Origin of the sequence: Komagataeibacter xylinus (assembly GCF_009834365.1) — a bacterium.
Taxonomy (GTDB): Bacteria; Pseudomonadota; Alphaproteobacteria; order Acetobacterales; family Acetobacteraceae; genus Komagataeibacter; species Komagataeibacter xylinus_D.
On sequence record NZ_CP041348.1, the window covers coordinates 235,947 to 261,062 of the forward strand.

A 25,116-nucleotide genomic window follows, 5' to 3' on the forward strand; every position below is an offset into this window, starting at 1 on the left:
GAAAGAAAGCCGGGTTCAACAGTGGGGCAGCGGTCTACAGTCCATACGTTCTGGGACGTTGGGATGTCGGTCCTCACAAGACGATCACGCCATTGCAGCAGTCAACGTTGTGTTGGCTGGTCTGTCTTCTCGGGTTGCATCGACCTCACGACCTGACTACCCTGCAAGCACCATTGCCGCGTCGGGCCACAATACGACGAAACCTTATTGAGCGTGCTTACTACCTAGAGAGGTTTCGAAAAAACGCCATGAACTTTGCGACTTATCGGTCGCAGTGGGCTTATAACCCGCTGCGCGAAGTGCTGGCCGGAATGGTCGGCACCTTCGCCCTCATTCCCGAGGTCATTGCTTTCTCCTACGTTGCCGGCGTCTCTCCCGCCGTCTCCCTTTTCGCGTCATTTGTCATTAGCGTCGCCATTTCCATCACCGGTGGCCGCCCGGGAATGATCTCAGGGGCGGCGGGTTCCGTGGCCCTCGTAGCCGCGGCCCTCGTGCATAGCTACGGGCTTCAATACCTTCTCGTCGCGACATTACTGGCTGGCGGACTACAGATCATTTTCGGTGCGCTTGGCTTTCAGGTCATTATGCGCTTCGTATCGGCTGAGGTCCGCACCGGCTTTGTGAATGCTCTCGCGATCCTGATCTTTTCGGCACAGTTACCACAAATGCTTCATGTGACGTGGCACACGTATGCACTGATTGCCCTTGGGCTTGCCATCATCTATCTCATGCCACGGATATCAACCCTGATACCGTCGCCCCTGATCTGTATCGTAGTTCTGACAGGCATCACGATGTGGTATCCAATGCCGGTGCACACTGTCTCTGATCTGGGCACGCTGCCGACAGGCCTTCCTGCTTTTACGATCCCCCACGTACCATTCAATCTGGCCACACTGAAAATTGTGTTTCCCTATGCCCTTGCGATGGCATCTGTGGGCCTCCTTGAATCTCTAATGACAGCAGGTGTCGTGGATGATGAGACCGACACGCACGGTGATCCCAGAATGGAATGCGTAGGTCTTGGTGTCTCGAATGTGTTTGTAGGACTGTTCGGCGGCATCGCCGGGTGCGGTATGGTAGGGCAGACAGTCGGCAATCTTCGGTACGGCGGCCAAGGACGTCTGTCGACCTTTACTGCCGGCGCTTTCCTGCTGTTTCTGATGGTCATGCTGCATACTTATGTCGCCCGCATTCCAATGGCTGCCCTTGTCGCCATTATGTGCATGGTCTCAATCAGCACATTCTCGTGGTCATCCCTGCGTGATCTTGCGCGTTTTCCAAAGCTCTCAAGCCTCGTCATGGTCGTAACCGTTGCCGTGACTGTCGCATCCTCGGATCTGGCTCTAGGTGTGCTCGTCGGTGTTCTGCTCAGTGGTGTGTTCTTTGCCTGGTCTATGACGCATTTGATGCACGTCAAAAAGATCAGAGAAGAGGGTACGGATATCTACGAGGTTGAGGGACAGGTTTTCTTTGCTTCGTCTGACCTTCTTCACGATCAGATCGACTTCAGGACCAATGCGCGCCGGGTCGTCATCAGGCTGAACAACGCCCATTTCTGGGACGTGACCTCGGTGGCTATGATTGAGAAGATCGTATCCAAACTCAAGGCTCGCGACATTGAAGTTGAAATCGAGGGCTTGCATGCGCTCCGGCATGGCATCGTCATGCGGTTGACCAGTGAAAAGCTCCTGACCACCTGATAAACTTCGAATAAATGTCCGGAAAAATTCGCCGTCAGGCCAATTTTTCCGGGCAGGTTTTCCATATCTGGGTTGCGGTATTCGATTACAAAATAACTGCCCCTGCAGAAACATTCCCGATGCAAACATGCGATGGCTCGTGTCAACGTTATCTTTTGACGTATAATGTTCAGGAATGGACTATTTTCTCCTTATGTATCTGAAGCCTCACTTCTTCTTTTCAACGAACCGTCACGCGTCTCCAATAGCGGACCATTTTCGGTTTTCCTCGACACAAAGCACCGGAGCGGCCAGCAGTGAGGCCATGGATACTATCAGCCTCCTTGTTCTGTTCTTCCGGCCCTACAAGACATTCATCATCCACTATCGTCCCCGAAACGGGTGCAGTAGCAGGCGCCGATATCCTCCGTCAGTCAGTCCCCGCGCAAAACGCACCAGCCGTTTCATGCGGAAATGCAGATCATGGGAGAGCCAGTCCCCTGCGGAAACCTCCCGACCGAACAGGACGCCGGCGATCTCGCGCTGCGACACCCCGTCGTCCAGGCCATCGAGCGTCCGGAGCGCCAGGATCAGCCTGCGGATGCGATCGGATGACAGGCAGGCCGGATCACGACCGGGACGCCGATCCATCAGCACGCGCCAGAGCCGCAGGGCGGCCTGGACACGCACCTCGAACAGCGCGTCGAGCGGCAGGAGCACGCCGAGCTGAGCCCCGTCAGGCGGCAAGACGTACAGCCGCAGGATCATCTCCCCCTGCTCGACCAGCACTTCTCCCGCCATATCAGGCGGCAGTTCTGCCCGAGCGAGGGAGACCGGATGATACGCCGCGTCAGCCAGTGCTGTCGGCAGGCGGACAACCGCAATCACGGCCGGCGATACCGCAACAGTCCAGCGGGCGGTACGCGGATTGAGGGCCGTGCGGACACTCTCGAAATCGCAACCCCCAGCGCCGGGCGAAGGCTTCGGCGTCTGACGTGGACAGCGCGGCCCGGAGCGCGGCGCGCTGAAGGGCGGCACGATCACGGATAAAGTCCCGATTGCGACTGACAAACTGCAAGGCAAAGGCAGGAGCGTCGAGCGACCGCAGGCCCTCGTACGCGCCCGCCGACCGCCAGTTGGCGCGGCTCATGGCGTCGTCTCCGATGCGTAACGGGTGGGAACAGGGCAAGTACTTGCTCGCGAGAGTATGCCAGACCGTCCCGTTGCCCGCTACGCCCCGCACCTGCAACAGGTCTTGCAGGTCACGCAACGATTCAGGGTGTCAGTGGGGCGCGCCGCCGCGCAGCAGATGCTGGTAGCCATGCTCGGTCATCCAGTGCGCCCGCGCCAGATGACTGTGCCAGCAGCGGTGGACGCCCTCGGGGTCAACCACCGGGTCGCGGTGGAGCACGATGCGGGCGACCTCGCGCCAGTCGGCGCCGTCGGCCTCGGCATCCAGCAGGCGGAGATAGGTAATCAGATGCTGTTCGTCGTAGCCGGTGAGACAGGACGCTTCCGGAGCGCTGTCGGCGACAGACGGGTCGAGCGGGGGCTTCTGCATGATGGAGTCGATCAGGTCGGAGAACGAACGCGACGCACCCTAGCCTGCCGCGTTTCGATGCCGGAAGTCTCGTTAAGAAACATGACGCCACGCCCTTGTCCGGACTCGATGAACAGGATGCCCGCCGCTTCCAGCGCGCGGCGAACCTGGTCGGTCGTGCCCTCATGAACGCCGAGACCGCGTTCGGATTCAAGGCGCTTGAGCGCGGTCAGTGCTACGAGGGCTTTTTCAGCGAGCATCTCCTGTGTCCAGTTCAGGAGTGCCCGTGCCGCCCTTACCTGTCGGCCAGTGATCATCCATGATCACATCCGACACGCGGGGCATGCACACCAGTAATACGACTATAATAGTCGTGTTAGAGAGATTCAACAACGTTCTTTCAGGAGGATGGCAAAGTGGAATCGGCGCCTGGATATCCGATGGCACGGGCGACCATACGAAAAGCCCCCCGCTCTATGCGGGGGGGGGGCTCGTCGTATCGGTCCGCCGCGAATTGCGCGCATGCCAGCTTCAGTTCTCGTTCGATCCGTCGGCGCTCCCCGTGGCTCAGGTAAAAGCTGGTCAGTTCGGCGCGCAGCATCTGGATATGGTCGTGTAGCGTGGTCATCGTCCTGCTCCTTTCGTTTCTCGAAGACAGGACTCCGCCTCATGCACGCGGGAGCCGGGTCAGGGATCGCCGCAGGCGACCGCGCCAGCGGCGCCCGGGGGAGCCGATTTTGTCCGGTGTGCCCGTAGGGTGCGCCGGGCAAAATTGGGGGGACCGCGCGTCCTTGAGGCGGTTCACGCCGGGCATGGTATAATGGGAAGACTGAGGGAAGCCCTGTTCCCCTTTCTTGCCCGCACCCCGGCAGATCGAGAGGAGCGCGACTGCTGCGCACGCCCGCTGGTTTCCAACCGGTCATGCGAAGGCCCCGCCCGGACCGGCCGGGCGGGGATCGCGGGCACTTCAGTCGCCGTTGCGGCGACCATTGGGGCGGGACCAGATCAGGCTGTAACCCTCGCCGTCCTCGTCATCGAAGAGATTGGCGAAGATCGGGGCGTTGAAGCTCGGATCGTCGAGCTTGAGGCTCAGATAGTCGCGCCCCTCGTTGGAGCGCCGGGACCAGGCCGCCCCGATCTCCACCCTGCCTACGAAGACGCGGTGGCTGGGGGCGTTGTCGTTCGCGCGCGTGGTCTCGGGAGCGATACGGACGTTGGGGGTCTGGAGCGAGAGGGTGACGATCTCGCCGTTATACCCGTTGCCGACTTTCTTGAAGGTGCCGATGGTGGCCATGATACTCTCCGTGATCTCTGTTATCGAGCCCGCACCATTGCGGCCTCGATGGCGATCGGACAGACGGAGGCGAGCGGCGGCGCATCCCTTGGGGCCGAAGCGCAGCGGAGGACGGCGGGACAGAATTTTCTTGGTGCGCGAGGAATGACGGCGCAGCCGGCAGGGGAAGAAAATTATGGCCCGTTGTTGCGCCATAGCCGATCGAGGCGTAGCCGGCCTTCGGCTAGATCAGCCATCTTGAGAGGCAGCATGCGTGCGCGGCCCGACAGAGCACACATCACGGAGACTATGGCGACCGGCACAGCGCACGAGATCCGGCGGCAACCAGAATGACGGCGTCATCCTCCCTCCATACCAGCCCACCGAACCGGCCCGTTCCGGGACTGCGCCTCACCGGACATGCCCGGCTTCCCCGTTGCGATCGGCCTGCGGGAAATCAGAGCGCCAGTTCGTTTGCTTCAACAGGCGGACCGTATCTGGAACAGCGCGTCGCATCCGCGCTTCGCTGCCCATCGCTCCCCGCCTCTCGATGACGTGGAAAGACAGGCAGGTACCTGATCCATGCCTGCCCGCCGGCTGCCGCGCAGGCGGTCAGACCCGCGCGACGCTCCCGTTGGCCGGTTCGGGCGGGGCCATGCCGGTAAAGCGGACGAACGCGGTGATGCCGACCGCAATGGCGCCGATGACCGAAAAGAAGAGCTGCCAGACGACGGACGGCATCATCATCTCGGCGAGACCGTGCGTGGCGCTATAACCGGCAATGATGGCGGGCACGGTATAGAGCAGGACGATCAGCCCTCTCAGCCAGATCCACGGCGCGCAGGCGAGTGCGATCTGACCGGCGACGAAAGTCGCTATCCCCGCCACGACGCCGACGATCAGGGCGCCAATCACTCCGGCACCGGTATGAAACGCCCAGAGCCCGGCATACAACCCGCCAGCAAACGGCAAGGCGAAGACCGCGAGCGTGAACATGAGCCAGCAGAAAAATCCGATGCCGGCGACGATCAGGAACGGTGCGAAGATCACCATGGTGGCGGCTCCCGTAAAGATGACATGATCTGACGGTCACGCCTGCCACCACCACCACGGCGCAATCCGCATCATAGAGAAAACGATGTATCGACGGAACGAGAATCGTACTGACGTCCGCCAAGCGGACGTGCATCGTGGGGCTGCTCAGGGAGACAACGTCATGGCGGACATCACGGGACGCGAACTGCATCTGGTCAAAAAGGCGCTCGCCATTGCAGTGCTGGCCATTGAACAGCAACCAGGGCCGTTTCAGTCCTATTCGGACATGCAGGACATGAAGGGCCTGCTCGACCTTCTGGCGCCCGGCGATACCGAGCTGGCCTTCTATGCCCGTTCCGCGCGGATCGCCGTCACGGGTAATCCGGACTGAAGACGGCGCTCACGCGCCGCCTCCGAACCGCAGGACCGGGATACCGAGGCGCTTCGCCTTGTCGGCCAAATTCTCCTGGATACCGGTTCCGGGAAAGACGATGACGCCAATCGGCAAGGTATCGAGCATGGCGTCGTTGCGGCGGAAGGGCGCGGCCTTGGCATGCTTCGTCCAGTCCGGCTTGAAAGCGATCTGCACGATCTCGCGGTGATCAGCCCAGCGAGACGCGACGAACTCCGCGCCCCTGGGCGAACCACCATGCAGCAGCACCATGTCGGGATGCTTGGCACGGACCTTGTCCAGCCGGTCCCAGATCAGGATATGGTCGTCGAAGTCCAGCCCCCCGGTCACGACGACCTTGGGGCCGGGCGGGACCAGCAATTCGCTCTCGGCGCGGCGTCGGGCGTTGAGAAAGTCACGGCTGTCGATCATAGAGGCCGTCATGGTCCGCCGCGATACCAGCGAGCCGGTCTTCGGCCGCCACGCGCTCAGGGTCAGCCGCTCGAACTGCTCCTGCGCCTCGTCGCGGAAGATCTCGTAGGCGTTGCGGCGTTCGATCAGTGTCAGCCCTTCGGCGATCAGTCGCTCCAGTTCCACCGAGCGGATCTCGCTGCCATCCTGATCCTGCTGGCTGCGTTTCTGCGCCTGCTCGTTGCGGTCAAGCTCACGCTCGACCTGGCCGACCATGCGGTGGAAGATGTTCACGGTGGACCAGAGCAGCGCTTCGAGGTCCGGTTCCAGCCGTGTGTCAGTCAGCGTCGCGGCGACGGCGTCGAAGATGTCGGCCACAGCACCCCCGATGCGCGGAGCTTCGGGCAGCGGCCTTGGATCAGGCTCGTCCTCGAAGGGACGGTAGCCATACATCTGAAGTTCAGCCAGCACATGGGCGGTGGATGAAGCGGCGTGCGGCGGTTCAAAATCATCGGTGCGGGTCATGATGCGGTCCTCCCAGGTCTCCGGCCGCGCCCTTCGCGGCCTTTCCGGGGGCGGATAGCGGCAGACCAGGGACGGGCCGGAACCGCGCGCTCGCGCGCGGCCGCAGCACAGCGAAGGATGGCAGGGGGCCGGCTATTTTGCTTCGCGATGTAAAGCGCCCCCAAAGGGGCGCGACGGAAAATAGCTGGCTCACGCCATTGAAGGCCCGGCCCGGCTGACGCCCGCTCCCCACTTGAAAGGCCGGGGCGCGAACCTGCCGAACGGGAGGCACGACAGGACCGCCGATAGAAGACGGAAACCGCCCGCCCCTCTTTCCGGCCCGCTCATGTGCCGGCAGTCTCCAGAAACCGTGCCACGTCCGGTGGCGCAAGTTGCGGATGCAGGATCGCCCGCAGTGCGCCGCGTCCGAGCGCCCGGAGATCATCGTTGAAATCGCCCAGCCGTGGCGACAGCCCGATCACCTCGATCCCGGCGTCATCCGCGCGGGCGTGCAGCGTCGCCAGCGCCTGATCCCCGGCCGGATCATCGTCGCGCAGCACGTAGAGCCGGCGCAGCAGCGGCGGAAAGATCAGGGCGGCGAGATGCGCCGAGGACAGGCATGCGGCCAATGGCAGATCGGGCAGAACCTGCCGCAGCGACAGCACCGTCTCGATGCCTTCCCCGGCGGCGAGCACATCGGATGCCACCCCAAAGCGCACGGCATGGCCGAGCAGCCCGCCCAGGGCGCGACGCGGATGATCGACCGGCGCCTTGCCGCGCCCTTCCGCCGCCAGCCAGGTGCGATGCACACCGGTCAGAGTGCCGTCGAGATCGGTGACGGCGGCGATCATGGCGGGCCAGGTCTCGGTCGGACTGTCCTCGTCCGGGCGGTAAAAGCAGCGCGGATGGAAGCGCAGGGCGCCGGCTCCGTGCAAAAGCGTAATATCGCGTCTACGGAGATACGCTTCTACGGATGTACCCACGATCGGCCCGGACATGGCCCAGAGCCGATGTGCGGCTTCAGAAGAACTGGCAGAGCCACGCTCACGGGCCGGACGGTCCTGTGACGACGGTACCGGATCGGGACGCGGCAGGCTGAGAAAGGCGCGCGCCTCGTCGGCCACGTCGCGGAAATCCACCAGGCCGAGGCTTTCGCGGATCACGTCCAGCAGGTCGCCATGTTCAGCGGACTGCGCGTCCGTCCATTTTCCCGCCCTGCCGTTGGCGGTGTTTTGCAGCCGGACAAACAGCGACCGGCCGGGCGTGTTGCGTACGTCACCGACCAGCCAGTAATTGCCGTGACGACGACCAGCGGACAGATACCGACGGCACACCGCCTCTGCGTTCTCCGCCAGACGGCGGGCCAGATCGCCCGCGTCATGCAAGGTCATCGCCCTGCCCTCCTGTGTCGGGATTGCCTCCGTCCAGGGCGATCGCCAGCCAGCGATCGGTGGTCATCCATGAAATCGTCTTGCGCCTGCCAAGGTCAAGCAGATGCGCGCCTCCGCTGAAGGCGCCGATCCGGGGACGTGAACAGCTATTGGCCCACTGGAACCCCCATCGCCCCCGCAGCCGGAATGCCCGCGCACAGCGTAGCACGAAATCCACCACCTGATGCGGATCGCCGGTTGTCTCATCGTGCATCCAGAGTTTCGTGCCACCATATTCAGGCACGATCGACAGGACAAAACCGTCAGAGGGCGGGTCTTCCGCCGCCAGTTCGTCGATGAATTCATTGTAGAGGTCGAGCGCCTTTGCGGCATTGTCCACTGTGCCCACATCGAGAACGCAGGAAAAATGCGTGAAGAAATCAGCCATCGGAAAACTCCCGAAACGAAAAAGCCCGGCGCGGTGGCCGGGCTCGTAAAAACGTATTGGCGGAAAAGCGTGCAGTCGGCTTTCAGGAAGCCCGTTCCATCAGCCTGCGGGCCTTCTCTTCCAGATCCAGCCGCGTATCCTGATTGGCCCTGGTGCGGGCCAGTGCGGTAATCCCCTGCACGAAATCGAACACGCTCTCGGGCTTGCGCCCTTCCTCATGCAGCACGGTTTCGATGATCTTCGCCGTCTCTGGCTTCGAGAACCCGCGACGACGCAGGAAACTTTCGCGGTCCTCATCGGTTCTGGCCACCAGCGCCTTGCGCGAAGCCTGAATGCCGGAGACGAACGAGGCCGGGCTGGCCGTGGCGAAATTCCGTAGCGCTGGTGTCGCCTGATGCACGAAACGGGATGCTGCAAACTTGCTATGCCGGATCGTGATCTGTTCGAAATTTTCCACGCCCCAGAGCATGCGGTTTTGACACACTCCGCGCAGGTAAAAGGAGGCGATGCCGAGGCTCTTGCTGCCGACTTCGGAATTCCAGGCGTAGAAACCCCGGAAATAGAGATCGGGATCACCGTTGGGCAGACGTCCCGCCTCGATCGGATGCGTATCATCCACGAGGAATAAAAAAACGTCCCTGTCTGACGCGTAGAGTGTCGTGGTTTCCTTCGTGATGTCCACGTACGGATTATGGGTCATGGTCGCCCAGTCGATCACACCCGGCACCTTCCAGTTGGTATCACCTGTGCCATCGCCGGCGATCTTGCGCACCGCCCCAACCAGCTCATGGTCCCAGATGCGGCCGTAATCCGGCCCCGTGACGGCGCGCAGTTCCACACGCCCGTCCTCGGTTTCCAGCGTCTTGACCAGTTCGGCCCGGTGCGACAGCAACCCGTGCTGCAGGTTGATTGCCGCCAGCGGAGCCGGAAGATTGCGCAGGTACGACGAGGGGGCACCAACCAGGCTGCACATCTGGCCAAAGGACCAGTGTGTGGGAGCAATCGGGTCATTCTGCCCCGGCACGGTCAGGGTCAGGCGCTCGGCATTGTCGCGGCTCGCCTCCACTCGGATGGCGCGGCTTTCTACCGTGCGGGCCGTGGCGCGCTCGGCACGGCCAAGAGTGGCCGCGTGCAAATCAGATAGGGACAGATACCGCTCGTCATCGGGGCGCGAGAACCATTCGGACGAGACGCGGGCACTACGCTCCCCGCGCGAAGGATCGATCCGGAAGCCGCCGGACGCCGCACCACGGAACGCAGGGGGCAGGATGGTGGTTGTGGTCATGGAAAACTCTCCTCTGATACCGGTTATTCGGCACCAGAGGCGAAACCACCCTCTTCCTCCTATGACTACTTCCCGCGCGGGACCCCATCCGACCACGGAGACACCCTGCCCCTCGTTCCGCAACACGGCGAGGCCGCAGCCTCGCCGAAATCACGACGGCAACGGGGGGTAAACTGCCTGTCCGTTTTCTGGCTGACTTACACAGGAAACGGCCGAAACATGGCCCTTATAACGACGCGCCATTATTGAAGTGTGCGTTGAAAAACGGTATGGCGATCACGCGTCGATGCACGTCGCTGACTGAACATTTCATTATGCTGCCTGCCCAATGACGACCCCTCCCAGCGCGCTGATACCGACTACCACCAGGGGTGGCGCCCGCCAGACGGTCAGCAGGACGAAACCGACCAGCACGATCCCGAAATCCGCCGCCGACCTGACCGCGCTCGTCCAGACCGGTGTATAGAGCGCCGCCCCCAGCAGGCCCACGACCGCTGCGTTGACGCCGCGCATCGTCGCCTGAACGGCCCGCTGGCTGCGGAAGGTGTCCCAGAAGGGCAAAGCTCCGATCAGGACCAGGATGCCCGGCAGAAAGATGCCGAAAAGACCGAAAGCGGCACCGGCAACACCGTGGGGAGATTGCCCGACGACCGCGCCGAGATAGGCCGCGAACGTGAAAAGCGGCCCCGGAACCGCCTGTGCCGCGCCATAACCGGCGAGAAAGGTGTCGTCGCTGACCCAGCCCGATGTCACGAAAGCCTCGTGCAGCAAGGGCAGCACGACATGACCGCCACCGAACACGAGCGCGCCTGACCGGTAGAAGGCGTCGAACAGGGAAACGCCCTCTGGTGCGCCATGGCGGGCGAGAACGGGCAGACCGAAGAGCAACGCCAGAAAGAGAGCCAGTGCGACGATCCCTGCACGATGCGATACGGGCACTGTAATATGCTCGCCATCTGACGTCTGCACAGAGCGGCAAAGCCACAAGCCGGCGAGGCCCCCGAGAACGATGGCCGCGATCTGGGCAAGCGGTGAGATGGCGAACAGAACGATGAGCGCGGCCGTGACCGCGATCGAAGCTCGCGTCCGGTCCGGACACAGCGTGCGCGCCATGCCCCATACGGCCTGTGCGACGATGGCGACGGCGACGAGTTTCAGTCCATGCAGAAGGCCTGCACCAGTCGGGCCGGCAAGCGCGTTCGCGCCATAGGCGAAGAGGACCAGTATAAGTGCCGAAGGCAGGGTGAACCCCGCCCACGCCGCAAAACCGCCTGCATAACCGGCCCGCATCAGGCCAATGGAAAATCCCACCTGGCTGCTCGCGGGACCGGGCAGGAACTGACACAGCCCGACGAGATCGGCATAGGCGCGCTCATTGAGCCACCGGCGTCGGACGACGAATTCGTCCCGGAAATACCCGATATGCGCGATCGGCCCGCCGAAGCAGGTGACGCCCAGCCTGAGAAAGATGAGGAGCACCTCAAGAGCCGACCCCGGTCTTTCTGGTCCCACGCCACGCGGCACGATCGTCATTGGGTCGATACTTTCTTATTTTCCCGTTCGACAGGAGACAATTCCCATGAACCGGCATTCATGTGGAGCTGCTGATGACAACAAAAAAATCATCACTTCTGGCTTGTTGGCGACCCAGCATCACGGTGTGCCCAGTCATACAATCAGACAGGATACTGACCGCCTCACTGACGGAGCAAGAAACACTGCGGCAACATGCGCCCGAGAACTTTGTCCTTCAGGACGAACTGATGAAAAAGCGCCGCCGCGCCATGGCCTGTCGCAAGACCCATAATCAACCAGGCGTTCCAGTAATGTAGCGTCTGAAACCACGTCACGGTTTCCGCCGGGAACCGCGCGAACGGGGATGGAATCAGGAGGCCGAAAAAACTCATCGTCTGCCCGGCACCCCATCGCCAGAGATAGCCCAGCAAGATTTCCGCCAGAAGCAGCACATAGAGCGTGTACTCTGCTCCAAGGGCGAATACCCGGTCCACAGGCACGAGAAGGTCCGACAGATGCCGGCCTTTCGTCAGACGCCAGACAATGCGGAACACCATAATTGCGGTCAGCAGGATGCCGGCTGTCAGATGCGCGACCACCATCAGATGATGGACGGGTTTTGTTGGCCAGTTCCAGGTTTCGCCAAGAGCAAACTGAAGCAGCACCAGAAAGGCCGTCATCCAGTGAAGGATGATCGTCGGCCTGTCGTAACGCAGCAGGCTATCTGTGATGTCCGGCGTTGAATAAGGCATATACGTCTCGGCAAAAAAGAACCCTGAATCCACTTCCGTATCATGCTTACCTGACAGGATTCTGAACAGAACAGATTTTCCTAAAACATAAACAATATTGAAAATAACTCGCAATATCAGAATGAAATATCTGTTGTCGCGGCAAATGATGCATCTTAACCTTTATTTGTATTCACCAGAAGCAGCAGGTCATCTTATGTCGCGTCTCCATCCTTTGGCCGAACGTCATGCCGTCGAGAAACTGGGATGGCTGCGTGCGGCTGTTCTCGGCGCCAATGACGGAACGCTGTCGACCGGCAGCCTCATCGTCGGCGTTGCCAGTTCTCATGCGACACGCGGCAGCATTCTCGTCGCGGGACTGTCCGCGCTTGTCGCGGGCGCCCTGTCCATGGCGGCGGGCGAGTATGTCTCGGTCAGTTCCCAGGCCGATTCCGAACACGCCGACATCGCCCGCGAGAAACAGGAACTGGTCACGGACTGGGAGGGCGAAGTCACCGAACTGGCCGGGATTTATCAGAAGAGAGGGCTGGATAAAGACCTCTCGCGCAAGGTCGCCGTTGCCCTCATGAAGCATGATGCGCTCGGTGCCCATGCAAGGGATGAACTGGGTCTGTCCGAAGCCACGGCGGCACGACCCATACAGGCGGCATTCGCCTCAGCAACCGCCTTTTCATCCGGAGCACTACTGCCTGTGCTGGCGGCGGTTCTGACGCCCGTGGCGTGGGTGTCCTGGGGCGTGTCCCTGACGTCCGTCGTGGTTCTCGCTGTTCTGGGGGTCGTTGGCGCGATTGCCGGCGGCGCAGCGCCTCTGCGCCCAGCACTGCGTGTGACGTTCTGGGGTATTGTGGCAATGATCGTCACGGGCGGGATCGGCCGCCTGTTCGGCGTGTGAAGCCGCGTTCCAAGCTCTGAACGAGGCATGTCCTGGGTAGTCTTGACTTCATCCCATATATCTGTGATCGTCGATTTATGGATACAGAATCCGCACTCTCGGCCCTCAACGCGCTGTCCCAGTCCACGCGGCTGGAGATCTTCCGCCTGCTGGTGCGCCACGAACCGGACGGACTACCCGCCGGAGACGTCGCGCGGCATCTCGATGTCCCGCAGAACACGATCTCGGCCCATCTTGCCACCCTGACCCGTGCCGGCCTGCTGACCTCGCAGCGCCACAGCCGGCTGATCGTCTATCGTGCGTGTCTTCCGCGCCTGCGCGACCTGATGCTTTTCCTCGTCAGGGACTGCTGTGCGGGCAGCCCCGAACTCTGCGCGCCCCTGATCGCGAACCTGTCTTCCTGCAGCCCGAGCCCGGCCTCCTGCCCATGACCGTCACCATCTACCACAATCCGGCCTGCGGCACGTCGCGCAACGTGCTGGCACTGATCCGCAATAGCGGCGAGGAGCCCAGGATCATCGAATATCTGAAAACCCCACCGAGCCGCGCGGAACTGTTCGATCTGATCGCCCGTATGGGGGTTCCGGTGCGCGCGGTCCTGCGGGAAAAGGGCACGCCCTTTCACGAGCTCGGCCTCGATAATCCGGCCCTGAGCGATGATACGCTGATCGACGCCATGATCGCACACCCGATCCTGATCAACCGGCCCATCGTCGCAACGCCACTCGGTGTTGCGCTCTGCCGTCCGTCCGAAACGGTGCTGGATATTCTTCCCTCCCCACAGCGCGGCGCATTCGCCAGGGAGGACGGCGAGAAGATCGTGGATGAGGCCGGAAAGCGGATCGTCTGATGCTGGCCCTCGCCATTTTCATTGCAACGCTGGTCTTCGTCATCTGGCAGCCACGGGGTCTCGGCATCGGCTGGAGTGCGATGGCCGGTGCCGCCGTGGCACTGGCGACCGATGTCATCCACTGGCACGATATTCCTGTCGTCTGGCACATCGTCTGGGACGCGACCTTCACCTTTATCGCGCTGATCGTCATCTCGCTGTTGCTGGATGAGGCAGGGTTCTTCCATTGGGCCGCCCTGCACGTCGTACGCTGGGGCAAAGGGCGAGGCCGGACGCTATTCCCGCTGATCGTGGTGCTGGGAGCGGCCATTGCAGCGGTTTTCGCCAATGACGGCGCGGCGCTGCTGCTGACGCCCATTGTCATCGCTATCCTGACGCAACTGCGCCTGAGCCATGGCGCGGCGCTGGCCTTTATTATCGCCACTGGGTTCGTCGCGGATACCACCAGCCTGCCGCTTGTCATTTCCAACCTGGTGAACATCGTCAGCGCCAATTTCTTTGGCATTGCGTTTGATCGCTATGCCGCGATCATGGTCCCTGTCGATCTGGTGGCGCTGGGCGCGACGCTGGCTGTGCTTTGGCTGTGGTACCGGCGGCAGGTGCCTGCGACCTATCCCGTCGCCGAACTGCCAGCACCCGCTGCGGCAATTCGTGACCACCATGTATTTCGGGCGGCATTTCCGCTGCTGGTCCTCGTTCTGGCGGCCTATTTCCTGACAGCGCCGTTTCATATCCCGGTCTGTGTTGTAGCCTGTCTGGCCGCCGGAACCCTGTTGCTCGTCGCCGGATATGGCCGGGTGATCCCTGTTCGCAAGGTGCTGATAGGCGCACCATGGCAGATCGTGATCTTCTCGCTGGGCATGTATCTGGTGGTGTATGGCCTGCGCAATGCCGGGCTGACCGACTACCTTGCGGCCGCACTGGTCTGGCTTGGCCATCAGGGGCCGTTCATCGCCACCATCGGCGCCGGCTTTCTGGCGGCTGTTCTGTCGTCCATCATGAACAATATGCCGAGTGTGCTGGTCGGGGCACTGGCGATCCAGCAGGCTCACGACATCACGCCGCTGACACGCGACCTGATGGTCTATGCCAACATCATCGGCTGCGACCTCGGGCCGAAATTCACGCCGATCGGCAGTCTCGCGACACTGCTCTGGCTGCATGTGCTGGCATCCAAAAATCATCGGGTCACATGGAGGCAGTATATGAAGGTCGGACTGGTGATCACCCCGCCCGTCCTGCTGGCAACACTCGCGGCGCTGGCCCTATGGCTGCCCCGGATCAGTCACCCGTAATACACGACAGGACCGATATATATGACCGAACCTGAGCTGCCAGCCTTGCATCCGGAGTATCTTGAACCGGTCGATCTCGCGCGGCTGGAACCGCAACCGCGTGTGGACCATCCGCCGCGTATCCTTCTGCTCTATGGCTCTTTGCGTCCCCGCTCGTTCAGCCGCCTGCTGGTGCTGGAGGCAGAGCGCATTCTGAAAGTCCTCGGCGCCGAGACACGGGTGTTCGACCCGACCGACCTGCCGGTAGCGGATTCCGTGCCCGCGACCCATCCGAAAGTGCAGGAACTGCGGAAACTCTCGATCTGGTCGGAAGGTCAGGTCTGGTGCAGCCCCGAACGGCACGGCAACATCACTGCCGTGTTCAAGAACCAGATCGACTGGCTGCCGTTGTTCGAAGGCTCGATCCGCCCGACGCAGGGCCGCACGCTGGCCGTCATGCAGGTTTCGGGTGGATCGCAGAGCTTCAATTCCGTCAATGCCCTTCGGGTGCTGGGCCGGTGGATGCGGATGTTCACCATCCCCAACCAGTCCAGTGTGCCGATGGCCTATACCCAGTTCGGTGACGACGACCGGATGAAACCGTCTCCCCTCTATGACCGGATGGTAGATGTCATGGAGGAGCTGATGAAGTTCACATGGCTGCTGCGCGACCGGGCCGACTACCTCGTTGATCGCTACAGCGAACGCAAGGCGGAATTCCGTCTCCCGGAAAGTCTGTGAGCCGGGCAATGGCGGAACAGTTCGATGTTGTGATCGTGGGAGGCGGTCAGGCGGCCCTCGCCGCGTCGTATTTTCTACGACGGACCGGACTGCGTTACGTCATTCTTGATAACGGGACGCAGGCGGGTGGTGCATGGGTGCATGGCTGGGACTCCCTGCATCTGTTTTCACCCGCGTCCTACAGTTCGCTGCTCGGCTGGCCGATGCCAGACACGCCGGATGGCGGCTATCCGACCCGTGACGAGGTGTTGGACTATCTGCACCGCTACGAGGCGCGCTATGCGCCGCCGATCCGCCGTCCTGTAACGGTCGGGCGCGTGGAACGGGCCGGTGGGAAATTCCTGAATATCCGCACAAACGCGGGCGATTTTCTGAGCCGTGCCGTCATCGGTGCGACCGGCACATGGTCGGTCCCGTTCGTTCCTGATGTCGCGGGGCATGAATTCTTTGGCGGGACGCAGATCCATTCCGCGCACTATCAGAGCGCCGCACCTTTTGCCGGTCGGCGCGTGCTCGTGGTCGGTGGCGGCAATTCCGGGGCGCAGATCCTGCCGGAAGTGTCACTGCTCGCGAACGCAACGTGGGTGACGCTGGAGGATCCGGTATTCCTGCCCGACGATGTGGACGGACGGGTTCTGTTCGAACGGGCGACCGCACGTGTTTTGGGCAACGCCGGCGCCATGCCGACAGGAGGCTTTGGCGATATCGTCATGGTGCCACCCGTGCGGGCCGCCAAGGCGCGCGGCGTACTCCACGCGGTACGGCCGTTCGTGCGCATGACGGCAACGGGCGTCGTCTGGCCCGACGGGCGGGAAGAAGCCATTGACGCGATCATCTGGTGTACAGGCTTCCGTCCCGCGCTCTCTGCATTTGCACCACTCGACGTGATCGAGCCGGACGGGCTGATTCACGTGAACGGGCAGCAGGCCATCAGGGAGCCACGCCTGTGGCTGCTGGGGTATGGTTCCTGGTGCGGCCCCGCATCCGCAACCCTCCTGGGGGCGGGCCGTGTCGCGAGATCCATGGTCCGGCAACTGGCGGGCTGGCTTGCGTCGCCGACACAGGATGTCCGCTTACCAAAACCTTGAGCGACTCTCTTTACGACCGACATGTAGGCGACTGCCGCCTGTCTGCTCCTACATCACTGAGCAGACAGGCGGACTAGGGGGGGAAGCCGAATGTCTGCTTCAGAACTGGCCTGATCATAAACTGCCACCATGGGAGCACGTATAGTCCTTGAATTTTCCATGAGGATTTTTCAGATTCTGACACGTGAGGATGAGGCCGTATAACTATTTCGGGTAATCTTCCGTCAAATGCAGAATCGACTGGCTGCGAAAAAAGTCAGGAGAACTAATTATCAAACGGAGAAAGTGCTTCAATAATTCGGCATTCTGAAATATTACCTCCCCCGCATGATTCTATCATCGTAGAAAGTTCATGGCGCAATGCGATGAGATCCGCAATTTTGCGCTCAATTTCTGCCATATGGTCACGAGCAATTCTATCAACTGTCTTACAATCCTGGGTTCCCTGATCCGTTAGGGATAATAGAGCTCTTACCTGGTCTAATGAAAAACCCAGATCCCGAGATCGACGAATAAAAGACAGTCTCGCGAGTGCCTCATCATCATAAGTGCGATAATTGCCATCGGTCCGCTGTGGCGGAGCCAGAAGACCGATCCGTTCGTAATAGCGGATCGTCTCGACTTTGGTATTCGTCGCCTTCCCCAAGGCACCAATCGATCGCATTCCCTGCCTCTTGACCCTGTAGTTGCTACAGGGAGCATACATTAAAACAGATGATTCGTCAGGGAGGCACTGGATGGCAGGAGGATGCTGTGGTGGATGCACAGATACGCCGCTACCAATCAATAAATCATGGCGGAGAGCGCTCCTGATCGCGCTTTTTCTCAATGCCAGCATGTTTGCCGTTGAAGCTGGGGCTGGCGTGTCGGTTGGATCTGCATCCGTACAGGCGGACGCGATTGATTTCCTTGGCGACAGCGCCAACTACGCAATAAGCCTCAGTGTTGCCGGAATGGCATTGCGATGGCGAGCTGGCGCGGCCTTTCTGAAAGGCCTGACCCTGTTCATGGCTGGGCTATGGGTAATGGCCAATGCTGGGTGGATAGTAATGAACAGCAACCATCCGCCTCACCCAGACGCAATGGGCGGCATTGGTCTGCTTGCCCTCGCGGTCAATCTGGCCTGTGCCCTCATATTATGGACACACCGGAAAGGTGATGCCAACCGCCGTTCTGTATGGATCTGCTCTCGTAATGATGCGATCGGAAATGTTGCCGTTGTGCTGGCAGCTCTGGGCGTGTTTGGCACTCGTTCTGCGTGGCCGGATATTGCGGTAGCTGCCATCCTTGCGATGCTTGGTATTAGTGGAGGTGTGCAGATTATGCGACAATCGAGAGTAGAACTAACAGATAACAAATCAGATATATCACGACATATCAATGTATAAATCATATAATACTCTAGAATATATTAAGCAGGTAAGGAGACGCACACGCTATAATGCGGCATTCATTCTCCTGATTTTTCCCCTGCTCTGTGGCTGTACAAATAGTGATCACTCAAATATTTCGCCGGAATCAGATGTCCAGAAATTTTCCAGCCGTCAATTTACGGATGCCGGATTGCAAGAATTCATTACAAAAGTTCTCGGACCAAACGTATCGAGTCAGGAAAACGCATGGGGCATCACTCGCCTGACGCTTGCTACCTTGTATTTTCATCCCGATATCCTTGTAGCTAAAGCTGAACTGGAAACGGCTCGCGCTGGAATCAAGACAGCCGGTCAACTGCCCAATCCCAGTTTCACGGTGCTGGGTGGCCCATCGGCTCATTACGTCGGCTACGGCGCGTCAATACTGATCGAATTTTTCGGCAGGCGTTATCACCGTATCAAAGAAGCCAGATATCGGGCTGCCGTCGCGCAATGGGAAGTCATCAATACTGCATGGAAACTACGCAGCGACACGCGGTCTGCTCTTCTCGGCGTCTGGGCTGTATCCGGGCGCCTCAAGCTTGTGGAAGAGACTGCGGCAGCTAAACGCGAACTCTTTACCCTGGAACAGGCACGTTTTGATCAGGGGCGAGCATCCGCTCTCGAAATATCGCAGGTACGGACGGAAATGATCCATGCCGAGTTGTCTGTCAGTGATCTGCGGCGCGAGTATGCCGTCCGTAAGGCAGCTCTGGCAGGAGCAATCGGGGTTCCTGCCGAAGCACTTGATTCCATTGCTCTTGATACAAAAGCATTTGATGTCTGTCCCGACCTCATGGAATACCGCGATTCACAGGACATGAGATACCAAGCCGTAATGCAACGCGCGGATCTGCGGGAACTTCTTGCGTCTTATGACGCCGCCCGACAGGCTCTACGGGTCGAAGTTTCCCGACGCTATCCCGATGTCACCATCAGTCCCTCCTATAACTGGGATTTTTCAAATCGCTTTGAGGTAAATCCCTCTCTGCAAATTCCGATTTTCAATCAGAACGAAGGCCCCATAGCTGAAGCTGTTGGGCAGGAGCATGAGGCGGCGGCTCGTCTCCGGCGTGCAGAGAACACGGTGTTTAAGTCCATCTCGCAGGCTACGGCCAATTACCGCGGCACGACATCAATTCTGCTACAGGCGGATGAACTTGCCAAAACCGTACGGGTAAGGCTGAACCAGATGCAGCACCGCCTTCAGTCAGGCGCAATCGACCGACCAACGATGGTTATGACTCATATAGAGCAGATTCAAGCAGAGACCGCTCTTCTTGAAGCAGAAATTCAGCAACGGCAAGCCATAGGTCAGATCGAAGATGGCATGCAGCAGCCCATTTTTGATCACACCAGTGCCGCGCAGGTTTCCGGCCTGCTTGAAAATAACCAAAGGAACTCACCATGAAAGCGAGGGCCTTCTGGCTGCCTCTTGTAGGTCTTTCTGTCTTCCTAGAGCATAATCCGATCAGTCTGGTTCATATCCAGCGGCGGTGAAGCACGCTGCGGCCTGGCGATGAGAGATATCGTCAATTGCTCCACAGACGGTATTTTGAAGAGCGTCGAGGGTTCGCGGTGCCACCCGTCTGATCCACGCCTTCATTTTGGCGAAGATGTTTTCGATCGGGTTGAAATCAGGACTGTAGGGCGGCAGGAACAACAACCTGGCGCCGACTGCCTCCACAGCCTCGCGGGCAGCGGCTCCTTTATGGGCGGGCAGATTGTCCAGAATGACGACGTCTCCCGGCGACAGGGTTGGAACGAGCACCTTGCGGGTATAGGCGGCAAACCATTCGCCGGTCATTGGGCCGTCCAGCATCATCGGTGCTGTCATGCCGGAGAGGCGCAGCCCGCCGATGAACGTCGTGGTTTTCCAGTGCCCGTGGGGCACGGACATCCGACAGCGCGTGCCCCGTTGTGACCGCCCCCGCAGGCGGGCCATCTTCGTTGAGACGGCTGTTTCGTCGATGAAGATCAGACGGGCCGGATCAAGGTCAGGCTGACTGTCAAACCAGGCCTCGCGCCGCTGTGCGACGTCGGGCCGTGTCTGCTCGCTGGCGTGCGCCGTTTTTTTTGATGGTCATGTCGTGACGGTCGAGACAGCGCCAGATCGTACTCGGCGCAAAGCGGACACCGTGTTCCGCTGCAAGTGTCTCCGCCAGTTCGACAAGGGAAATATCGGCCTTTGTTTCAATCGCGGCCAGCAGGAAGGCTGACCACGCTTCAATCCGGTGAGAACGGCGATCACCGCCCTGTTTAAGCGCATGGTCACGACCGCTGGCCTGCCACTCGGCAACCCAGCGGATAACGCTCGACGAAGACACACCAAAACGAACCGCCGCCGCACGACGGGTCATGCCAGAGGCAACAGCCGCAATCGTGCGGCGGCGAAGGTCAGCAGACAGGGCTCGGGTCATACGGGCCGGCCTCCATACCGGCACATAGTATGAATCAGATTTCGACCAGTATGGGAATCTTAAAATGAACCTATTAGATCAGATTATGCTCTAGTTCTAAACGTGGCGGACATTGCTATTGCAGATGATGATGATCCACCAGTTTCGGTTCTTGGCGCAGAGGCGACCGTGACGGTCTCCCCGGAAGCAGTTACGAAGAGTGGCATCGCTTCTGCACGACCCAGCATCGTGCCTTGGAGAAAGTTGGTTCCCGCCTATGGTTACGTTCTGAACGCAACACAACTTATCACTCTTGTTAGTGATTATGCTGACATGAAAGCGCGGCTGGAGAGCATGCAGGCACAGCAGACGCTTGCCCGTGCGAAACTCGATCGTGACAAAGGACTGTATCGCGACCGGCAGAATATCTCTCAGGAACAATTCCAGGAGACAACAGCCAGATTTCAGTCCAACTCAGCTATGGTAAAAGCAGAACAGGTCCGGGTGAATAACGCACTTAATATTATCAGACAGCAATTTGGTTCGGTCATATCTGACGCTACCGAAAAAAATACAATTTTCATTACACAGTTACTTCAACAACAAGTGGTCTTGGTCAAGGTGACCCTTCCACCAGATACGGATCTACCAACCCCACCAAGTCAGGCGGATGTGACCGATTATGGAAACACGGGTGGACACGGGACAATGCTCCACTATTTGTCTCCTGTAACCATGACCGATCCTGCTATTCAGGGGCGTAGCTTTTTCTATTTTGCGTCGGCTGAAAGTCAGCTTGTCGCGGGCATGAATGTTTCCGTTCTCCTGCCTACCGAAGAGGAACGTCCCGGTATCCGGATACCTGCATCAGCTATTATCTGGCTGCAAGGTAAGTCGTGGATATACCGTGATAACGGACACGGAAAATTTACACGCCTACCCCTTACGACCGACGTGCCGGACCGAGAAGGTGGCTACCTGATCCAAGATACTCCAGGACAAATCACACACGAAACGCAAATCGTCGTAGGGGGTACGCAATTACTTCTGTCTGAAGAATTCCGAGCTCAGCTTGAATCAGGAGGCGATGACGACTGATGACGGGACGTTCTTTCAGCCTTCAGGCAGCTATTATCGGGTTTTCGATCCGCTTCCGGGGCGTGGTTATCGCAACCGCATGTCTGTTGTTCTTCTATGGCCTGTATGGCTTGAGACATGCCAGCTATGATGTGTTTCCGGAATTCATTCCGCCACGGGTCACGATCCAGACCGAAGCCGCTGGTTTTACGCCGGAACAGGTCGAAACATTGGTTAGTCGCCCAATGGAAATTGCCCTGAGCGGCCTCCCGGGTATTCAGCGCGTGCAATCGACTTCGATTCAGGGACTGTCAGTCGTCAACGTCCTGTTTGCGACATCGACCGATATTTATCGCGCCCGGCAACTGGTCGGGGAACAAATGAATGTTGTTGCACAGCAATTGCCAGCCGGTGTTCATGCTCCGACTATGACGCCACTGACCTCATCCGCCGGTCTGGTACTGGTGATTGGTCTGACGTCGGAACAACAGTCCCTCATGCAGTTGCGCACGCTTACTGACTGGTCATTAAGGCCGCGTCTGCTGGCGTTGCCTGGTGTGGCTGGAGTCAGTGTGTTTGGCGGGGAGCGTCGGTCACTCCAGATACAGGTACATCCAGACCAACTCATCTTGCATCATATCGGACTTGATGACGTCCTTGCGGCTGCCCAGGAAGCAACTGGCATACAGGGGGCCGGCTTTATTGATACCCCGAACCAAAGAGTCGTTCTTCAGTCTGACGGTCAGGCCCTGACGCCAGAAAGTCTGGCCCGCACTGTGATTGTCCGCTCTGATAATGGTGCTGTCACACTGGGCAGTATTGCCACTGTAACTGAAGCCCCTATTCCCGCCTTCGGCGCGGCCAGTATCGAGGGAAAGACAGGCATTGTGGTTAATATATGGGAACAGTACGGTGCCAATACGATGGCTGTGACCCGGGAAATCGAGGCGGCACTTACCGATTTCCGCCCGCAATTGCAGGGACAGGGGATTACATTGCATGCTGACCTGTTCCGACCCGCCAATTTCATTACGACCGCATTGGGGAATGCCACACAAGCATTGCTTCTGGGCGGTTTTCTGGTGGTTGTCGTAATCTTTCTTTTCCTTTTTGACCTGCGAACCGCTGCAATCTGTTGCGCCACCATACCTTTGGCTATTCTGATAGCCCTGTCGTTGCTGGAGACACTCGGGGTTACTTTGAATGCCATGACCCTGGGGGGGCTTGCTATCGCCATCGGCGAGGTCGTGGATGACGCCGTGATCGGGGTCGAAAATGTTACACGCCGATTGCGTGAAAACCGGCTTCTGGTCCAGCCCGCATCTACAGCGCGCGTCGTACTCGATGCATGCGTTGAAGTCCGCAGTGCAGTGGTTTACGCGACCTTTGCTGTCATTATCGTTTTCTTGCCTGTCATCGCCCTTCCCGGACTTTCGGGACGACTGTTTGCTCCACTGGCAACAGCTTATGTTCTTGCGGTCATGGCTTCTCTTGCCGCTGCTGTAACCGTTGTACCTGCACTCTGCGCATGGCTCTTGGCGACGCCTGGAGAAACCCGGAGAGAGCCCCCCCTGGCAGGATGGACCGCCAGAGCTTATGAACGTCTTCTGGCCAGATTAATGCGCCATCCCCGATTTGTTATAGGCGGGATGATCCTGACCACCTTGATAGGGTTTGCGGCCCTTCCATTCCTTGAAAGCGATTTCATTCCTGATTTCAAGGAAGGTCACCTTATCATTCATATGACGGCTGCTCCGGGGACTTCCCTGGAACAGTCTCTGAAATTAGGTAGACAGGTTACAGAAAAACTTCGTCAGCTTCCCGAAATCCGTTCGGTTGCTCAGAGAGTCGGACGCGCCTCGCTGGATGAGGACACGTCTGGACCACATACCAGCGAGTTTGAGGTTGATTTGAATCAGGTGGATGGGAAGGCTTCCCGACAGATTGATGCCCGCGTTCGCAAAGCGCTTGACGGGTTCGTTGGGGCCAGTTTTTCTGTCAGTAGTTTTTTGACGATGCGCGTAAACGAAACCCTTTCTGGTTCGTCTTCGGCTGTGGCAATCAATATTATTGGCGATGATCTGGATGTATTGGATATCCAGGCAAATAATATTGTCCGCATGTTGCATCAGATACATGGCGCAACAGATGTCCGGATAGAAGCACCCCCTGGTGTTCCGGAACTTGCTATTCGGCTACGCCCTGCTGATCTGGAGCGCTGGGGGCTTCGGTCGGCGGATGTACTCCGATCCATCCATACAGCCTGGCAGGGTGAAACCGTGGGGCAGATATACGAGCGTTCTGCGGCTTTTAATGTTATGGTTCGTCTTGATGACGCAAGTCGTAATGATGTTGCGTCTGTCGGCTTCCTGCCACTGCATACTGTTCACGGAAACTACGTACCACTCCGCGCTGTCGCAGACATATATGAGACGAACGGTCGCTATCAGGTGTCACATCTGGGAGCACAGAGAACACAGACTGTCACCGCAAATGTTACAGGACGATCAGCTCAATCTTTCGTTCAGGACGCACGCACGGCTATAGCAAAAAATATCAAACTGCCTCTTGGAACCTACGTTCAATTTACATCCGCAGCGGAAGCTGAATCACAATCACGCAAGGAACTGTTTATAAATTCCGGGCTCGCTGCCATAGCGGTCATGATTCTGCTCTCAATAATCACACAAGGATGGCGCAATCTCGCTCTGATACTCGTCAATCTTCCCTTCGCATTTGTCGGCGGCATTCTGGCAATCATTGTTTCCGGCACAACGCTAACTCTTGGGGCAACAGTCGGCTTCGTTACTCTATTCGGGATTACGCTTCGGAATTCGGTGATGATGATTTCGCATTTTGAGACTTTGGTCGAGCGGGAACATCTCACATGGGGAGTAACAACAGCGCTCCGGGGGGCCAGAGACCGCGTCGTCCCCGTACTCATGACATCGCTCGTTACGGCGCTTGGACTGGCGCCTCTGGCTGTTGATATGAATGCGCCTGGGCGGGAAATCGAAGGACCTATGGCAGCTGTCATTCTTGGAGGGCTCATGACATCAATGATACTTAACCTGTTTGTTTTGCCTATTCTTGCTGTCAAATTTGGTAGTTTTTCTGAAAACGAAACGGGAGTTCCGGAAACCTTGTTCAAGTGACAGGTATGGGCCACTGCTGCAC

General features: G+C 59.2%; 27 protein-coding genes. 12 read left to right on the forward strand and 15 right to left on the reverse strand.

The features are described from left to right. Positions 1–248: 248 nt before the first annotated feature. Complete coding sequence (locus FMA36_RS01220; protein WP_003618757.1) at positions 249–1,703, forward strand: SulP family inorganic anion transporter; 1,455 nt, start codon at positions 249–251, stop codon at positions 1,701–1,703. Between the two features lie 363 nt (positions 1,704–2,066). Here the strand turns inward: FMA36_RS01220 and FMA36_RS01225 are convergent, their stop codons facing one another. The 7 genes from FMA36_RS01225 to FMA36_RS01255 form a co-directional block, all read right to left on the reverse strand. Beyond that, the gene (locus FMA36_RS01225) at positions 2,067–2,570 is read right to left on the reverse strand and encodes a DUF2285 domain-containing protein (RefSeq protein WP_231106187.1); all 504 of its coding nucleotides are present in this window, start codon (positions 2,568–2,570) and stop codon (positions 2,067–2,069) included. Further along, positions 2,533–2,832 (reverse strand): transcriptional regulator domain-containing protein, encoded by a 300-nt coding sequence (locus FMA36_RS01230; RefSeq protein WP_225578689.1) that lies wholly within the window; start codon positions 2,830–2,832, stop codon positions 2,533–2,535. The genes FMA36_RS01225 and FMA36_RS01230 overlap by 38 nt, the downstream gene beginning before the upstream one ends. Positions 2,833–2,964: 132 nt before the next feature. Then, entirely contained in the window at positions 2,965–3,243 is a 279-nt protein-coding gene (locus FMA36_RS01235) for a DNA -binding domain-containing protein (protein ID WP_010669065.1), read from the reverse strand. An 11-nt stretch (positions 3,244–3,254) separates the two neighbouring features. Continuing rightward, positions 3,255–3,539 (reverse strand): helix-turn-helix domain-containing protein, encoded by a 285-nt coding sequence (locus FMA36_RS01240; protein WP_026200050.1) that lies wholly within the window; start codon positions 3,537–3,539, stop codon positions 3,255–3,257. 83 nt (positions 3,540–3,622) lie between these two features. After that, positions 3,623–3,850, reverse strand: coding sequence for a hypothetical protein (locus FMA36_RS01245; RefSeq protein WP_159260231.1), 228 nt, complete (start codon positions 3,848–3,850; stop codon positions 3,623–3,625). 339 nt (positions 3,851–4,189) lie between these two features. Next, positions 4,190–4,516, reverse strand: coding sequence for a DUF736 domain-containing protein (locus FMA36_RS01250; protein ID WP_034931914.1), 327 nt, complete (start codon positions 4,514–4,516; stop codon positions 4,190–4,192). A gap of 591 nt (positions 4,517–5,107) precedes the next feature. Further along, a complete protein-coding gene (locus FMA36_RS01255; RefSeq protein WP_003618753.1) occupies positions 5,108–5,548 on the reverse strand; it encodes a hypothetical protein in 441 nt (146 codons plus the stop codon). A gap of 163 nt (positions 5,549–5,711) precedes the next feature. On the opposite strand from FMA36_RS01255, the gene FMA36_RS01260 reads away from it, so the two are divergent. Then, positions 5,712–5,921, forward strand: a complete 210-nt coding sequence (locus tag FMA36_RS01260; protein ID WP_003618751.1) for a hypothetical protein — start codon at positions 5,712–5,714, stop codon at positions 5,919–5,921. Between the two features lie 9 nt (positions 5,922–5,930). Here FMA36_RS01260 and FMA36_RS01265 read toward each other — a convergent pair whose 3' ends face one another. From FMA36_RS01265 to FMA36_RS01290, 6 genes are all read right to left on the reverse strand, one after another. Next, on the reverse strand, positions 5,931–6,857 hold the full coding sequence (locus tag FMA36_RS01265) for a DUF2493 domain-containing protein (RefSeq protein ID WP_048858928.1): 927 nt from the start codon (positions 6,855–6,857) through the stop codon (positions 5,931–5,933). 323 nt (positions 6,858–7,180) lie between these two features. Continuing rightward, positions 7,181–8,227, reverse strand: a complete 1,047-nt coding sequence (locus FMA36_RS01270; protein ID WP_159260233.1) for a DUF7146 domain-containing protein — start codon at positions 8,225–8,227, stop codon at positions 7,181–7,183. Further along, positions 8,214–8,654 (reverse strand): hypothetical protein, encoded by a 441-nt coding sequence (locus tag FMA36_RS01275; RefSeq protein ID WP_003618738.1) that lies wholly within the window; start codon positions 8,652–8,654, stop codon positions 8,214–8,216. The genes FMA36_RS01270 and FMA36_RS01275 overlap by 14 nt, the downstream gene beginning before the upstream one ends. 82 nt (positions 8,655–8,736) lie before the next feature. Next, entirely contained in the window at positions 8,737–9,939 is a 1,203-nt protein-coding gene (locus FMA36_RS01280) for a DUF932 domain-containing protein (RefSeq protein ID WP_146892212.1), read from the reverse strand. Positions 9,940–10,251: 312 nt separating this feature from the next. Continuing rightward, positions 10,252–11,472: a chromate efflux transporter gene (gene chrA / locus FMA36_RS01285; protein WP_003618732.1), complete on the reverse strand. Its 1,221-nt coding sequence runs from the start codon at positions 11,470–11,472 to the stop codon at positions 10,252–10,254. A gap of 164 nt (positions 11,473–11,636) precedes the next feature. After that, on the reverse strand, positions 11,637–12,206 hold the full coding sequence (locus FMA36_RS01290) for a cytochrome b (RefSeq protein ID WP_040511740.1): 570 nt from the start codon (positions 12,204–12,206) through the stop codon (positions 11,637–11,639). A gap of 196 nt (positions 12,207–12,402) precedes the next feature. On the opposite strand from FMA36_RS01290, the gene FMA36_RS01295 reads away from it, so the two are divergent. The 6 genes from FMA36_RS01295 (at position 12,403) to FMA36_RS01320 (ending at position 17,051) form a co-directional block, all read left to right on the forward strand. Next, on the forward strand, positions 12,403–13,098 hold the full coding sequence (locus FMA36_RS01295) for a VIT1/CCC1 transporter family protein (protein WP_035379753.1): 696 nt from the start codon (positions 12,403–12,405) through the stop codon (positions 13,096–13,098). Positions 13,099–13,175: 77 nt separating this feature from the next. After that, entirely contained in the window at positions 13,176–13,529 is a 354-nt protein-coding gene (locus FMA36_RS01300; protein WP_003618728.1) for an ArsR/SmtB family transcription factor, read from the forward strand. After that, positions 13,526–13,948, forward strand: coding sequence for an arsenate reductase (glutaredoxin) (arsC, locus tag FMA36_RS01305; RefSeq protein WP_048859140.1), 423 nt, complete (start codon positions 13,526–13,528; stop codon positions 13,946–13,948). Before FMA36_RS01300 ends, arsC begins: the two co-directional genes overlap by 4 nt. Beyond that, positions 13,948–15,243 carry an arsenic transporter gene (locus FMA36_RS01310; protein ID WP_048859141.1) on the forward strand — a complete coding sequence of 432 codons (1,296 nt, stop codon included), beginning with the start codon at positions 13,948–13,950 and terminating at the stop codon, positions 15,241–15,243. Before arsC ends, FMA36_RS01310 begins: the two co-directional genes overlap by 1 nt. Before the next feature lie 21 nt (positions 15,244–15,264). Then, positions 15,265–15,963, forward strand: a complete 699-nt coding sequence (gene arsH, locus FMA36_RS01315; RefSeq protein WP_003618725.1) for an arsenical resistance protein ArsH — start codon at positions 15,265–15,267, stop codon at positions 15,961–15,963. An 8-nt stretch (positions 15,964–15,971) separates the two neighbouring features. Further along, complete coding sequence (locus FMA36_RS01320; protein WP_003618723.1) at positions 15,972–17,051, forward strand: ArsO family NAD(P)H-dependent flavin-containing monooxygenase; 1,080 nt, start codon at positions 15,972–15,974, stop codon at positions 17,049–17,051. 265 nt (positions 17,052–17,316) lie between these two features. Here the strand turns inward: FMA36_RS01320 and FMA36_RS01325 are convergent, their stop codons facing one another. Then, positions 17,317–17,715, reverse strand: a complete 399-nt coding sequence (locus FMA36_RS01325) for a MerR family transcriptional regulator (RefSeq protein WP_003618791.1) — start codon at positions 17,713–17,715, stop codon at positions 17,317–17,319. Positions 17,716–17,788: 73 nt separating this feature from the next. Here FMA36_RS01325 and FMA36_RS01330 point away from each other — a divergent pair, with 73 nt between their 5' ends. Together FMA36_RS01330 and FMA36_RS01335 are read left to right on the forward strand one after the other, a co-directional pair. After that, positions 17,789–18,439: a cation efflux transmembrane domain-containing protein gene (locus tag FMA36_RS01330; RefSeq protein ID WP_010516881.1), complete on the forward strand. Its 651-nt coding sequence runs from the start codon at positions 17,789–17,791 to the stop codon at positions 18,437–18,439. Continuing rightward, complete coding sequence (locus tag FMA36_RS01335; protein ID WP_012813328.1) at positions 18,432–19,874, forward strand: TolC family protein; 1,443 nt, start codon at positions 18,432–18,434, stop codon at positions 19,872–19,874. The genes FMA36_RS01330 and FMA36_RS01335 overlap by 8 nt, the downstream gene beginning before the upstream one ends. A gap of 60 nt (positions 19,875–19,934) precedes the next feature. Here the strand turns inward: FMA36_RS01335 and FMA36_RS01340 are convergent. Then, positions 19,935–20,883, reverse strand: a protein-coding gene (locus FMA36_RS01340; RefSeq protein WP_240906627.1) for an IS630 family transposase whose coding sequence is annotated in 2 segments (ribosomal slippage) — positions 19,935–20,544 and positions 20,543–20,883 — 951 coding nt in all. Because the reading frame shifts where the segments join, the coding sequence is not laid out codon by codon here. Between the two features lie 72 nt (positions 20,884–20,955). On the opposite strand from FMA36_RS01340, the gene FMA36_RS01345 reads away from it, so the two are divergent. Beyond that, a complete protein-coding gene (locus FMA36_RS01345; protein ID WP_159263469.1) occupies positions 20,956–21,960 on the forward strand; it encodes an efflux RND transporter periplasmic adaptor subunit in 1,005 nt (334 codons plus the stop codon). Further along, positions 21,960–25,094: an efflux RND transporter permease subunit gene (locus tag FMA36_RS01350; RefSeq protein ID WP_003618803.1), complete on the forward strand. Its 3,135-nt coding sequence runs from the start codon at positions 21,960–21,962 to the stop codon at positions 25,092–25,094. The genes FMA36_RS01345 and FMA36_RS01350 overlap by 1 nt, the downstream gene beginning before the upstream one ends. Positions 25,095–25,116 lie beyond the last annotated feature (22 nt).